Origin of the sequence: Streptomyces sp. NPDC059455, from assembly GCF_042750115.1 — a bacterium.
Classification (GTDB): Bacteria; Actinomycetota; Actinomycetes; order Streptomycetales; family Streptomycetaceae; genus Streptomyces; species Streptomyces endocoffeicus.
Window position 1 is genome coordinate 4,550 of the sequence record NZ_JBHYVB010000225.1, and the last position, 13,022, is coordinate 17,571.

Below are 13,022 nucleotides of genomic sequence, written 5' to 3' on the forward strand. Positions count from 1 at the left end.
TCAGAACCGTCCTGGCGCTGTGCGCCCGCACCTGTGGCGTAATCGGCGGAATGGGCGGCCGGGGCCTCCGGGGCCGCCGCCCGGGCGGCCGCACGGCGTCGCCATAGCGTGACGCCCGCCATCAGCAGCAGGATCGCCCCGATGGACGTCCGCACCTCCGCGTCCCCGGCCCACAGCATGAACACCGTCCCCACCACGACCCCGACCGCGACGGCCGGGAACAGCCGGAGCAGGGTCCCCCAGTGCGCGTGCCGCCGGTAGGTGCCCACGGCGAGCACATCGCCGACGATCAGCAGGGGCAGCAGCACACCGGTCGACTCCCGGGCCGGAAGCACGGCCGCGAAGATCGCGAGGCTGACGGTATTGGCGCCGCTGACGGCGGTCTTCGAGAAGCCGACGAGTATGGATGCCGCCGCGAGCGCGGCGAACTCCCAGAGGGTAACGGTGTACATGCCACGGAATCATTCCAGGCCACCGCAACCCCCGGAGCCAGGGACCTCAGCGCACCCAGCCCTGGAGCGGCTCGGTGTCCAGCGTGACGCCGACCGGCGCGGGCAGCGTGAGCGGCTTGCCGAACGGCACGGTCTTCGTGCTCTCGTACCGGACCCCATCGGGCTCGCTGAACACGGTGACCTCACCGGCCTCCCGGTCGACCAGCAGATACACCGGGATGCCCGTCTCAGCGTAGGCGCGTGGCTTCTCCACCCGGTCCCTGCGGTCGGTGTCCGAGTCGTACGAGGTGACCTCCACGGCCATCAGGACGGGATCGGCGTCGGCCCACTCCCCCTGGCCGACGAACGCGTCGCTGTGGGCGAGGGTCCCGTCCGGGCGGGCATGGCCGTTGCGGTAGGTCTCGACCTTGAGGCCCTGGTCGTGCAGCCACAGGTCGGGATGGGTCTGAATGCAGATCCGCGCCAGCCACTGGATGATCCGCCCATGGCCGCCATCGGGTCTCGGCGTAACCCTGATCTTCCCGTTGAGGAACTCCCACCGCGCCCCCTCCGCCACGCGGGCCGCCAACCGCGCACACGCCTCGAACTCCTCCGGCAGCATCTGCGCACGATCGTGGGTCACGGCCATGGGCTCGCAGCGTAGCCGCTCTCAGCGGCCACTACCTGTGGGACTCCGGGGGTCCGGCGGGCCACACGGCGGAGGTGCTTTCCCCTCCCCGCCCCTTCCCACAGCGCCGATAAGCGGCTCCGCCGCGTGGCAGGGTCTCCGCCCCTGGACCCCGGGGTCTGGGGTGGAGCCCCGCCTTCCAGCCCCTCCAGGGGGCACCTCCCAGCGGTAGCTGGGGGAGTTTGAGGAGCGGGGGCCGGGGGCGGAGCCCCAGTTGAGGGAAGGGGCGGGGAGGGGAACAGCCCGCCGCAGGCGACACGTGCGGACGGGCCCGTTGTCAGAGGGGCGAGTGATACTGGGCGCATGAGCGGCCAGGAGTTCGTGCGGGCCGGGGCCGGGCTCGGGTGCGGGCTCCGTGGGATGGTGGTGTCCGCCGTCGGGTATCGGTCCCAGGGGATACCGCCGATGTTGCACCGGGGGCTGCCGTCCCCCTACCTGACGCTGATCTTCTCCCTCGAGGGGCCCGTCGTCGGCGGGGTCACGCCCGAGCAGGCGCGGGGGCCCGGCGCCTCGCGGACCGAGATCGTCGTGGGCGGCCTGCACCAGCGACCGGCGTATATCGTCCAGCCCGGGAGCGAGGCCGGGGTGCAGCTCGCGGTGCATCCGCTGGCGGCGCGCACCCTGCTGGGGGTTCCGGCCGGTGCGCTCGCCTCCGAGCTGGTCACCTCCGGGGCGGATGTGCTGGGCAAGCGGGCCGCCGACATTCGCCAGCGGCTGTGTGAGCAGCGAGCGTGGGAGGACCGGTTCGCCACGCTGGGCGCGTATCTGCGTAAGCGCGCGGCCGAGGGCGAGGACGGAACGCCGGTGCGGAGCGAGGTCGCCGAGGCGTGGGGCTGGCTGGCCCGGCATCGGGGGGCCGGGACGCTGACGGGCCTGGCCGAGCATGTGTCGCTCAGCCCGCGCCGGCTGACCAGCGTGTTCCAGGCCGAGACGGGGCTGAGCCCCAAGCAGGCGGCGCGGCTGATGCGGTTCCAGCACGCCAGGAACACGGTGGTCCGGGCCGTCGCGGCGGGCCGGGCGCCGGATCTGGCCCGGGTCGCCGCCGACTGCGGCTACTTCGACCACTCCCACCTGGTGCGCGACTTCCGTCAGTACACCGGGGTGAGCCCCACCGCCTGGCTGGCCGAAGAGTGCCGGAATATCCAAGCCGGGGGTCATCTCTACGGCGAAGAGTAGAGCTCATGAACACCGCACCGGACCAGCAGCAGACGCAGCAGAACGAGCAGAACCAGCAGCGGCAATCCCGTGAACCCGCCATCTGGCCCACGCTTCAGGCCCATGACGCCGTCGCCCTGATCGACTTCCTGGTCGACACGGTCGGCTTCCTGCGCACGGCCGTCTACCAGGACGGGGACCGCGTCGCCCACGCCCAGCTCGACTGGCCCGAGGGCGGGGGCATCATGCTCGGCTCGTACGACCCGGAGACCAAGACCTGGTGCCTGGAGCCGGGCACCTTCGGGGCGTACGTCGTCACCGGCCATGTCGACGCGCTGTACGAGCGCCTCACGGCGGCCGGTGTGCGGGTGCTCCGGCCGATCGAGGACCAGCCGTACGGCAGCCGTGAATTCGCCATCGCCGACCCGGAGGGCAACAAGTGGTCCTTCGGCACCTACCGGGGCGAGCCCCGGCCCGCCGAGTGACCGATTTCCGTCCTCACTCCTCCAGGTAGTGGAAGCCCGGCCGGGGGTGCATCAGGAACTCGTGGTGCGAGATGTTCCACGCGTACGCACCCGCCATCGCGAAGGCCACCCGGTCCCCCACCCGTAGCTCCGCGACCGGTATCCGGCCGGCCAGGACGTCCTTGGGGGTACACAGTTGGCCGACCAGCGTGACCGGCTCGTCCCGTACGGCCGGGCGCCCCCAGGGCCGGGTCCACAGGGTGTCCGTGGGGAGCACCTGGAAGGGCTGGTCGTGCTGTTTGGTGGCGGGGGTGCGGATGTGGTGGGTGCCGCCGCGCACCACCGCGAACGCCTCGCCGCCGCTGTGCTTGATGTCCAGCACCTCGGTGACGTACCAGCCGCAGTAGACGGTCAGCGCCCGGCCGGGCTCGATCCGCAGGGTGAGACCGGGATGGCGCAGGGCGAGGTCCGCCATGCCCCGGCCGTAGGCGGCCCAGTCGAAGCGGCGGTCGGGGTGGGCGTAGTCCACGCCCATCCCGCCGCCGACGTTCACCTCGGTGATCCCCAGACCGTGGCGTTCGGACAGCTTCCGCGCCCAGTCGGCGATCGCGGCGGCCACGGCCACCTGGGCGGGGGCGTCGAGACCGCTGGCGAGGTGGGCATGGATGCCGCGCAGCCGGAGGGGGCCGCCCGCGCCGCCCGGGGAGAGCAGGGGGAGGCAGCGCTCCACGGCCTCGGGGTCCAGGCCGAAGGGGCTTGGGCGGCCGCCCATGGCGAGCGCCGCACCGCCCAGCGCCGCGCCGAGCGACCCCGCACCGCCCAGTGCCGCGCCGAGCGGCCCTTCACCGTCCGCCCGCTCACCGGCCAGCGGGAGATTGACGCGCAGGAGGACGTCCACGGTGTCGATCCCCGCGTCCTCCGCCGCCCCGGCCAGCAGCCGCAGCTCCTGCTCGCTCTCCACATGGAACCGTTCCACGCCCAGCGTCAGCGCCCGCCGCAGCTCCCCCTCGGTCTTGCCCGGCCCGCCGAAGGCCAGCGGCGCCCCGGGCACGGCCGCGCGGACATGCTCCACCTCACCGCCGGAGGCGACCTCATAGCCGGTGACGTGGGGCGCGAGGGCCTGGAGGATGGCCGGCGCCGGGTTGGCCTTCGCGGCGTAGTACAGCTCCAGGCCCGGCGGCAGCGCGTCCCGTACGGCCCGCGCGTGCGCGCGGAGCGCGGCCAGGTCGTAGACGTAGGCGGGAAGGTCGTCGCCGGAGAGCTCCGTGGCGAGGGTGCGGACGGCGGAGGTGATCAACGGCTGCTCCCGGGGTGCATGACGTGGGCCGCCTCGGACAGCAGGGCGGAGGCGAGCGGACTGGCGATACGGACATAGCCCGCGTGGCGGTCGGCCCGACGGCCCCAGCGGGTGAGGAGGTTGGCCTTGGCGGGCAGCGGTACGCCCGCCACCAGGGCGCGCAGCGCGGGCGGGTGGTCATGGGCCGCCGAGCGCTCGCACAGCACCCGGCGGACCGCCGACCACAGCGCGGGCTCCAGCCCCGGACTGCGGTCGGCGAGGGCGGCCACCATCTCGGCGATGTGGTTGACCAGCAGGCAGTACACCACCCGGTCCCAGCCGCGCTCCCGCTCGTACGTCAGCGGGCGGGCCACCGCCTCGGGCAGCGCGGCGAGCGCGACGGTGTGGTGCTCGGGCACCAGCTTGGTGCCCTCCAGATCGCGGAAGAGCACCTGGTGCGGGGTGCCGTCGGCGGGATCGACGCCGATGACGACGTTCTGGAGGTGGGGTTCGAGGACCACGCCATGGTCGAAGTAGGCGGCCAGTACGGGCGGTACGAGCAGCTCCAGATACGCCTGCCACCAGGCGGAGAGCCGGTCGGGGCCGGCGTCGGGGAGGAGCCGGGAGATCTGGGCGCCGCTGGTCGGGTACTCATCGGCGACGGCCGCCGCGAGCAGCGCGGTCAGGCCGGGCCGCAGCCGGGCGGCCAGCCCTTCGCGGACGATCACCCCGAAGCCCTCGATCAGCTGGCGGTCGCCGCCGTTGATGTCCTTGCCGCCGAGGTCCAGCGTCCGGTACGCGGGTTCGCGCAGCAGCTCACAGCCGGGGAAGCGGGCGGCGAGATCGGCGGTGACCGGCTCCAGCAGCCGGGTCAGGGCGACGGCGCCGGACAGCTCGTAGTCGGCGTTCTTGCGCAGGCAGTTGGTGATCCGCACGTTCAGGCTGAACTTGAGGAAGTCCCGGCCGTCGTAGAGCGTACGGACCGACGCGGTCGGCGCGAACTCCGCACCGCCCGGCCCGAGGTCCAGCACCTCGCCCCGGGCGATGGCCGCCCGCAGCAGCCGGTGCTCGCGCAGCATCGCGTACTGCCAGGGGTGCGCGGGCAGCAGCCGGTAGCCCTCGGGGACGGCGCCCTGCCGGTCCAGCGCGGCGAGCGCCCCGGGCCGCGCGGACTCCTCGCGCACATACTCCTGGCGTACGGCGAGGTGGTGCAGCGGGAAGCGCGCCCCGGCCTCGGGGGCGAACCGCGACCAGGCGTCGGCGCTGCCGGTGCGGGCCTTGGGGGTGGGGTGGAAGCGGTGGCCGAAGAGGAGGGACTGCTCGGAGGCGAGGTAGAGGTCCTGGGCGCGGTCGGCGCTGTCACTCACGGTGCTCCGGTCCTCCAGGGCCGCCAAGGCGGCCGTCATCCCCGCGTGGCTGGAGGCGACTTGGCCCAGGAACTCGTCGTTGCGCACCCCCGTGCGCAGCTGGAGCTCCCGGTGGATCCGCTCGGCCAGCCCGCGCCAGGACACCTCGGCCCATGTGCCGTCGCGCTCCTCGCTGACCGGCCCGGTGAAGCGGTGCGCCCCGATGAGGGAGGTGCGCCGCAGCCCGACGCGCAGCAGCACCCCGCAGCGCGGCAGCCTCAGCCGCAGCCATCCATCGGCCACGACGGTCTGGTGCTCCGGTCCCGACACCTCACGGAGCAGACAGTTGAGGAGGGTGTGGGCGGTGGCGTGGTCGGCGGAGGCCACGGTCGCGGCGGGCGAGGAGGTCATGGGCATGGGGCGGCTCCAACGGGTGCGGAGGAGAGAGGTACGGAGGGAAGCACGGGATTCGGGGATTCGGGGATTCGGGGATTCGGGGGTTCGGGGGTTCGGTTCGAGGGCGGCGGGCCGATCGGGCGCGGCGGTCATCCGCCGCTTCCCCGCAGCAGATAGTTGGGCCCGGTGACGTAGTGCTTGTTGATGTCCGAGGCGCCCGAGCGCTCCTTGGTGAACAAGGTGCCGGCGGTGACCATCGCCTTGACCGGCAGCCGGTCCGCGTCCAACACCCGTCTGCGCAGCAGCCCGGCGGCCGCGCCGGGCCGGGTGACGGCGAGCCGGTCGACGGCGTCGGTGAGCCGGCCGCGCAGCCGCCGCAGCAGGGTGTCGAGCGGGGCCCGGCCGAGGCGGGCGAGCTCGAAGAGGGGGGCGGCGGCGCAGAGGTGGACGGTGATGGTGGTGAACACATCGGCCACCGGCCCGTCGCCGGACGTCAGGATCCTGCGGTCGTCGAATCCGCACAGATCGGCGGCCGGTCCTCCGCCGATCATGGCGGCGAGGCGTATCGCGTGGACGCGGGGGCCGTCGTGGTCCTTGATGAGCAGCCGGAGCCGGGGCACCGCACCGCCGTTCTCGCTGCCGTCCGCAAAGACCAGCGACAGGTTCTGCTGATGGGACTCCAGCGCGATGCCGTACACGAAGAGGGTGGTGTGGAAGTCGAACAGCAGCGTGAGGTACTCGTCCAGCAGGGCGAGGACGTCCCCGCCGTAGTGGCGTTCGGCGAGTCCGTCGATGACGAGCGTGCCGTCCGGGGCGGGGGCGAGCAGCCCGGCCAGCGGCACGATGGTGGCGTTCTCCAGGCCGGGTGGGTAGCGGCGCACGAGCGTGGCGAGCAGTTCGTGTCCGGCGTGCAGGTGGGTGGTCTCGTCGGCGAGCAGCACGGTGGCGCCGAACCTCGGCTCGCGCTCGATCACGGCCTCCACGAGCCGCTGCGCCACCTCGCCGTCGATCAGGGTGCCGGGTTTGACGGACCGCCGGTTGCGCTGCCCCAGGGTGGAGGTGGTGAGGGGCAGTTTGAGGTGGACGAGGGGATCGTCGGCGAGGTCGTCGGCGACGGCCACGGTCCGCATGGAGAGGGTGGGCCGTACGTCCAGCAGAGGGCGCTCGGCGAGCCGGGCGGCGTCTTGGAGCCCGGCCGCGCGGAGGGCGTTCTCCAGCGGGGGTCCGAGGGTGAGCGGATGCACGGGGAGCAGGAACTGCCCGTCGCTCGGCCCTGGCCCAAGATCCCCGGGCGTGGGCCACCAGTCGGGCAGCCGCGCCGGATCCCCGCACACCGCCTCGCGCGGGAGAACGAGCCAGCGCAGCGGAAAGGAGGGGTGGAACTCGGGTGCGTGGGCGCGTAATTGCTCCTCACTGAAGGAGGACCGCCCCCGGCTGGTCGGATAGACCGGATGGTCGCGGAAGGCGGCGAGCGTGTCATACGCGAGGGCCCCGGCCATCCCGCCCCACCGCTCCCCGTACCGCGCGCCCAACTCGGCGACGACGCGAGGCCGAACGCGGGTATGCAGCCGCATGGCGTCGAGCGCCTGCCGGCATTCGCCCACGAAGACGTCGTAGAGCGCCCGGTCCTCATCCGGCACGGCCCCCCGCAGCCGCCCGAGGACGGCATCGAGCCCGGTCAGCACGACCCGGGGCGGACACCCGGATGAGCCACCCGGACCGGGTACGGCCGACGTCGCGTGCGCGCCCGAGCCCGGGTGGCCCTCAGCGGAACCGGGGCCGGGCAGGCCAGGCTCGGCGCCACCCAGCGGGGCCAGTGCCTGCTCGGCGGCGGCTGGTTCCCGCTCGCCGTGCGCGGGCGTACAGAGCAGCCGGGCCGGGCGGCGGGTGCGGATGTCGCATTGGAAGCCCTCGGGTTCCACCGGCAGCAGCACGCTTTCGCCCCCCTCGAACCCCTCGAACCCCTCGAGCCCCTCGAGCCCCTTGAGCCCCTTGAGCGCGATGCGCAGCCAGTCGCCGTCGGCGCGCCGCACCGGGACGGCGTGGCTGCGCAGCTTGTAGGCGTCCTCTCGGAGGAGCGTGTCGAGCACCCGTCCGAGAAGCTCCTCTTCCTCTGTTTCCGCTGTCACACGATCTCCCATCGGTGAGCCGCGAGGAACCGCGCCACCGCCGCGTCGATCCGCCCCTGGTCGGTGCCGGTGGCCCGGAGTACGCCGAGGAAGTCGCGGTTGGTGCGGTGGAGCGGGTGCTCCTCACCGATGCCGCGCAGCGGCCGGTAGTCCAGCCGTACGCCGTCGCGCTCGGTCACGCTGGCCGGAGGGGCGGAGGCGAGCCGCCCGGCGCGGTCGGCCATGACGTACTCCATGCGAACCCTGCCGTCGGTGCGGGCGCCGAGGTCGTCCGGCAGCGGCTCGCCCAGGTGTGTACGGAGGATGTACTCGAAGAGGGGGATGCCGAGGAGTTCGGCGAGGACGAGGTCGCACTGGTCGCCTATGGCACGGTAGTTGACCTCGATGAGGCGGGCCCGGTCCCCCTGGACGACGTACTCCGTGTGGCATACGCCGAAGCCCACGCCCAGCGCGCGCAGTTGCGCCAGCACCTGATCGGTGTGCGGCCGCGGCGGCGGGGCGGGCAGCAGGTGCAGTCGTTCCTCGATGAAGTGCGGGGGCGGCGAGAGCTCGGTGCGGAAGGCGCCGAGGACATGGAGGGTGTGGCCGTCGCCGAGGGTTTCGAGGGTGCGCAGCTCGCCGTCGAGGAACTCCTCCACGACCAGGGCCGCGCCCGGCCGCCGTTCCCGTATCTCGGCGCAGCGCCGGACGAGTTCGTCAGCGTCGGCGACGAGGACGACGTCCTCGCTGGCCACGCCCTCGCGCGGTTTGACCACACAGGGGTAGGGCGCGTCGAGTCCGGCGAGGGTGGCGGGGTCCTGCCCGGTGGCGAGTTCGGCGGACCAGACGGGGTCGGCGACGTCCGGGCCCGCGGCGGCGAGGGTACGGCGCAGCTCGGCCTTGTTCTTGGTGCGCAGCGCGGCGCGCCAGTCCTTGCCCGGGAGGCCGAAGTACTGGGCGGCGAGGGCGGCCTGGGCCTGGAGGTGGTCGCTGTTGGTGAAGACGGCGCGGGGGTGGGGGCCGTCGGCGGCGATGCGGCTGATGACCTCGGCGAAGTCCCGTACATCACAGGGGACGATGTCGAGGGCGGGGAAGGGGTGCGGGGCGGCGCCATCCTCTTCCCGTCGGCCGTAGGCGCGCTCATGGGCCTCGGGCTGGTCGGTGAGGAGGGTGACCGCCAGGCCGAGCCGGGCCGCCGCGGGGAGGAAGCCCTCGGTGACGGAGTCGGTGGGGTTGAGGGCGAGGAGGTGGAGCCGAGGCGGCCGCGGGGCGGGGGCGGCCGGGGCCGCCGAGGAGCCATGGAGGGCAGGGGAGGAGAACGGCCGTGACGCCGCATCGAGATCATTCTCGTTCACGGCCCGAGATTAGGTTAGGCATGCCTAAGACCGCTAATTCGGCGTTCCGGTCCGCCCGTTTGGCCCTGATTAGCCGTCAAGATCGTCAACGCTCGGCGTCAACGGGGTAGCCCGATACGGCGATGGCGGACCCGGCGCGCGGCGAGCCGCTCGTCCGGGTCCTGGGCACGGAGGGCGGCGAGTTCGGCGCCGAGGAGCCGGCCGAGGCGGCTGAGGAAGGCGTCGGGCGCCCCGGAGCCCTCCGCGTCCTCCGCGTCCTCCTCCACGATGCGATCGACGATGCCCTGGGCGAGCAGGTCGGCGGAACGTACGCCTTGACGGGCGGCGACCTCGTAGGCCCGCTCCGTGGTGCGGTGGAGGATCGCGGACGCGCCCTCGGGCGGCAGCGGCGACAGCCAGGCGTGGCGCGCCGCCACGACCCGGTCGGCGGGCAGCAGCGCGAGCGCGGCGCCACCGGCGCCCTGGCCGAGCAGCAGACAGAGGGTGGGCGCGGGCAGGGTCACCATGTCGGCGAGACACCGCGCTATCTCCGCCGCGAGCCCGCCCTCCTCCGCCTCGCGGCTGAGCGCGGCGCCCGCGGTGTCGATGACGGTGAGCAGCGGCAGCCCGAGCTCGGCGGCGATCCGCATCCCGCGCCGAGCGGTCCGCAACCCGGCCGGTCCCAGCGCCTGCCCCTCCCCCGGCCCCTCGGCGGTCTCGCCCTTACGGGCACTGCGCCGGTTGTGCCCGAGAACGACGCAGGGCGTCCCCCCGACCCGGGCGAGCGCGAGCAACAACCCGGGATCGTGCTCCCCGGCCCCCGTCCCGCTGAGCGGACTCACATCCTCGGCGGCCACCCGCAACAGATCCCGCACCCCGGGCCGCTCCACCCGCCGGGAAGCCCGTATCGACACTTCCGCGGACGGCACGGCTGCCCCCACCTCCGTGTCGTCGGGTGCCCCGGGTGCGGATGTCATGGAGCCGCCCGGCGCCTCCGGTGCCCCGCCGGGCACGCCAGGGCCGGGGACGGGCTCAGTGGAGGCGCCGCTCCCCGTCTGGCCAGGGGCGGCCACCGGGGCGGACCCGGGCGCGGCATCCCCACGCCGCCCGGGCTCCCCCGACTCCGGCCCGGCACCGACGGCGGGGGCCGGGGCCCCGCCCTCCACACCCTCGGGCGCCCCGCTGACCCCGGCGGAGGCGGCGAGCGCGGCCTGATCGTGGGCAGCCGACACATCCCCAGCGGGTCCGGCCGCCTCCGCCGTGGCGGCGCCCCCCGCGCCCCGCTCGGCACCGCACCCGCCAGGCGCAACGTGTCCGGGGGCGGCCGACGGGGGCCCGGCCTCCGCGTCCCACCGGCCCCCAGCCACCTCGCCGTGTGCGGCCGTTCCCTTCGCCTCCGCGGCCTCGGCGCCGCCATGCCCATTACCGGATGCGGCGGACGGGCCGCCCCTGGCCGACGAACCGCCGCCCCGCCCCGGCGTCCCGCCGGGGGCATCACTCGGCGCGCCAGGGCCCACCTCGGCCGTGGGCCCGGCGGCGGCCCCGGCGCCCACCGTTGCGGGCAGGGAGGCCGGGGCCACCCCGGGCACCGCGTCGCCCGCGCAGAGAACCCTCAGCACTCGGGCCGCCACGCCCGACAGGCGGCTCAGTGGGAGGACCGCGTCGATCAGGCCGTGGTTCATCAGGTTCTCGGCGTTCTGGACGCCGGGCGGGAACTCCTCCCCGTACAGGGCCTCGTGCACCCGTGGGCCCATGAAGCCGATGAGGGCGCCCGGCTCGGCGGCGGTGACGTGGCCCAGGGAGCCCCAGGAGGCGAGGACGCCGCCGGTGGTGGGGTGGCGGAGGTGGACGAGGTACGGCAGGCCCGCGGCCTTGTGGTCCGTGATCGCCGCGGCCACCTTCACCATCTGCAGGAACGCGACCGTGCCCTCCTGCATCCGGGTGCCGCCCGACGCCGGTGCCGCCAGCAGCGGCAGCCGCTCCGCCGTGGCCCGTTCCACGGCCCGTACCAGCCGCTCCCCCGCGGCCACCCCTATCGAACCGGCCAGGAAGCGGAACTCGCAGGCGACCAGTGCCACCCTGCGCCCCTCGATGCGGCCCTCACCGGTGATGACCGACTCGTCCAGCCCGGTGCGCTCCCGCGCCCGCTCCAGGTCGGCCCGGTACTCGGGGTCGTCCGTCGTGATCTCCACCGGTTCGTCCCAGCCGTGCCAGCTGCCGGGGTCGACGATGGCCTCGATCAGCTCGCGGGCCGACGGGCGGGAGACACGGGAGGCGCGGGAGGCACCCGTGGCGCGGGGCGAGTTCGTACCGGTCATATGTGTCACCCTGCCACGCCACCGGCCCCTCGCAACCATCGGCGATCACCTCAGGTGGATCACCTCGGGTACCCCCGTGCCCCGTCCAGTCTCAGCTGCGCCTGAGCTGCTCCTTAACGGCGCCATAAGACCGGCGGGCAGGCCCGTGAGCGGGGCTAGCGTGCTGCGCGTCACCCCCCACCGCGCGTCACCCCCCACCGAAGGAGTCCCCGACGATGACCGCTCGTGCGACCGTTCGCCGCAGAACCGCCCGCATCGCCGTGCTCGGCATGGTGCCGCTCGCCCTCACCGCGCTGAGCGCGGACCCGGCCTCCGCGCACGGTTCGATGACGGACCCGGTCAGCCGGGTGTCGGCGTGTTTCGCGGAGGGGCCGGAGAGCCCGGACTCGGCGGCCTGCAAGGCGGCCGTCCAGGCGGGCGGCACCCAGGCGCTCTACGACTGGAACGAGGTCAACATCCCGGACGCCGCCGGGCGCCACAAGGAGATCATCCCGGACGGAAAGCTGTGCAGCGCGGGCCGCGACAAGTACAAGGGCCTGGACCTGCCGCGCGCCGACTGGCCCGCCACCGCCATGACGGCCGGTGAGCACACCTTCGCGTACCGGGCCACCGCACCCCACCGGGGCAGCTTCGAGCTGTACATCACCAAGGACGGCTACGACCCGACGAAGCCGCTGACCTGGGCGGATCTGGAGGCGGAGCCGTTCGCCAAGGTCACCGACCCCACCCTGCGGGACGGGAGTTACGTCTTCTCGGGGAAGGTGCCGGGCAAGTCCGGCCGCCATCTGATCTACAGCGTCTGGCAGCGCTCGGACAGCCCGGAGGCGTTCTACACCTGCTCGGACGTGACCTTCGGCGGAGGGGCCGCCACGGCCGAGGGAGCCGGGACGAAGGCGGATTCCGCACCCACCGCCGCCGCGCCCGATGACGCCCAGATAGCGAAGGGCGCCGAGAAGTCCACGGTCGATCACCACGGCCACGGCGGTGACAGCGGCGCCGAGGCCAACCATCAGCCGAAGGCGGCGGACGAGAAGGGCACGGAAGCGAACCAGCCCGAGGCCAAGAGCGCCGAGGTCATGGCCGCGAGCACCGGGCCGGAGGGCTCGCAGGACTCGCCGGACCCGCAGGACGGAAGCGCCGCCGACGGGCAGCGCCTCGCCGAGACCGGTGGCGACGGATCCACCGGCCCCATGGCCATCGGCGGCGCCGCCGTCCTGGCCACCGGCGCGGCCGTGCTGTTCGCCGTCGCCAACCGCCGCAAGACCGTACGGCGGGGCCGCGGCTGAGGCCGTGGGCGCGACACCGATATGCGGCTCCGCCGCGTGGCGGGGGCTCCGCCCCTGGACCCCCGGGGTTCTGGGGCGAAGCCCCGCCTTCCAGCCAGCCTCGCCTTCCAGCCCCTCCAGGGGGCACCTCCCAGCGGTAGCTGGGGGAGATTGAGGAGCGGGGTCTGGGGCGGTGCCCCAGGTGTGGGACGGGGCGGGGGGGGGACAGCGCGCCGCTCTC

At 74.0% G+C, this 13,022-nt stretch carries 10 protein-coding genes; 3 read left to right on the top strand and 7 right to left on the bottom strand.

Going from position 1 to position 13,022, the window contains the following annotated elements:
* Both ACFXB5_RS45445 and ACFXB5_RS45450 read right to left on the bottom strand, forming a co-directional pair.
* On the bottom strand, nt 1–452 hold a 452-nt coding region (locus tag ACFXB5_RS45445; RefSeq protein WP_385219803.1), incomplete at its 3' end, for a TSUP family transporter.
* A gap of 46 nt (nt 453–498) precedes the next feature.
* A complete protein-coding gene (locus ACFXB5_RS45450; protein ID WP_385219805.1) occupies nt 499–1,080 on the bottom strand; it encodes a Uma2 family endonuclease in 582 nt (193 codons plus the stop codon).
* 342 nt (nt 1,081–1,422) lie between these two features.
* On the opposite strand from ACFXB5_RS45450, the gene ACFXB5_RS45455 reads away from it, so the two are divergent.
* Both ACFXB5_RS45455 and ACFXB5_RS45460 read left to right on the top strand, forming a co-directional pair.
* Complete coding sequence (locus tag ACFXB5_RS45455; protein ID WP_385219807.1) at nt 1,423–2,295, top strand: helix-turn-helix domain-containing protein; 873 nt, start codon at nt 1,423–1,425, stop codon at nt 2,293–2,295.
* A 5-nt stretch (nt 2,296–2,300) separates the two neighbouring features.
* The gene (locus ACFXB5_RS45460) at nt 2,301–2,759 is read left to right on the top strand and encodes a VOC family protein (RefSeq protein ID WP_385219809.1); all 459 of its coding nucleotides are present in this window, start codon (nt 2,301–2,303) and stop codon (nt 2,757–2,759) included.
* Between the two features lie 13 nt (nt 2,760–2,772).
* On the opposite strand, the gene ACFXB5_RS45465 is transcribed toward ACFXB5_RS45460, so the two are convergent.
* The 5 genes from ACFXB5_RS45465 to ACFXB5_RS45485 form a co-directional block, all read right to left on the bottom strand.
* Entirely contained in the window at nt 2,773–4,035 is a 1,263-nt protein-coding gene (locus tag ACFXB5_RS45465) for a type III PLP-dependent enzyme (protein WP_385219811.1), read from the bottom strand.
* A complete protein-coding gene (locus ACFXB5_RS45470) occupies nt 4,032–5,777 on the bottom strand; it encodes an IucA/IucC family protein (RefSeq protein WP_385219813.1) in 1,746 nt (581 codons plus the stop codon). Before ACFXB5_RS45470 ends, ACFXB5_RS45465 begins: the two co-directional genes overlap by 4 nt.
* 128 nt (nt 5,778–5,905) lie before the next feature.
* Nucleotides 5,906–7,885 carry an IucA/IucC family protein gene (locus tag ACFXB5_RS45475; protein WP_385219815.1) on the bottom strand — a complete coding sequence of 660 codons (1,980 nt, stop codon included), beginning with the start codon at nt 7,883–7,885 and terminating at the stop codon, nt 5,906–5,908.
* A complete protein-coding gene (locus tag ACFXB5_RS45480; RefSeq protein ID WP_385219817.1) occupies nt 7,882–9,219 on the bottom strand; it encodes an acetyl-CoA carboxylase biotin carboxylase subunit family protein in 1,338 nt (445 codons plus the stop codon). Before ACFXB5_RS45480 ends, ACFXB5_RS45475 begins: the two co-directional genes overlap by 4 nt.
* 98 nt (nt 9,220–9,317) lie before the next feature.
* Entirely contained in the window at nt 9,318–11,516 is a 2,199-nt protein-coding gene (locus tag ACFXB5_RS45485) for a carboxyl transferase domain-containing protein (protein WP_385219818.1), read from the bottom strand.
* A gap of 215 nt (nt 11,517–11,731) precedes the next feature.
* Here ACFXB5_RS45485 and ACFXB5_RS45490 point away from each other — a divergent pair, with 215 nt between their 5' ends.
* A complete protein-coding gene (locus ACFXB5_RS45490) occupies nt 11,732–12,802 on the top strand; it encodes a lytic polysaccharide monooxygenase (RefSeq protein WP_385219819.1) in 1,071 nt (356 codons plus the stop codon).
* The last annotated feature ends 220 nt before the right edge of the window (nt 12,803–13,022 follow it).

Bases quoted from the DNA above. Each gene is read 5' to 3' on its own strand.
- ACFXB5_RS45460 (WP_385219809.1), top strand. From the start codon at position 2,301: ATGAACACCGCACCGGACCAGCAGCAGACGCAGCAGAACGAGCAGAAC.
- ACFXB5_RS45485 (WP_385219818.1), bottom strand. From the start codon at position 11,516: ATGACCGGTACGAACTCGCCCCGCGCCACGGGTGCCTCCCGCGCCTCC.
- ACFXB5_RS45490 (WP_385219819.1), top strand. From the start codon at position 11,732: ATGACCGCTCGTGCGACCGTTCGCCGCAGAACCGCCCGCATCGCCGTG.
- ACFXB5_RS45455 (WP_385219807.1), top strand. From the start codon at position 1,423: ATGAGCGGCCAGGAGTTCGTGCGGGCCGGGGCCGGGCTCGGGTGCGGG.
- ACFXB5_RS45470 (WP_385219813.1), bottom strand. From the start codon at position 5,777: ATGCCCATGACCTCCTCGCCCGCCGCGACCGTGGCCTCCGCCGACCAC.
- ACFXB5_RS45450 (WP_385219805.1), bottom strand. From the start codon at position 1,080: ATGGCCGTGACCCACGATCGTGCGCAGATGCTGCCGGAGGAGTTCGAG.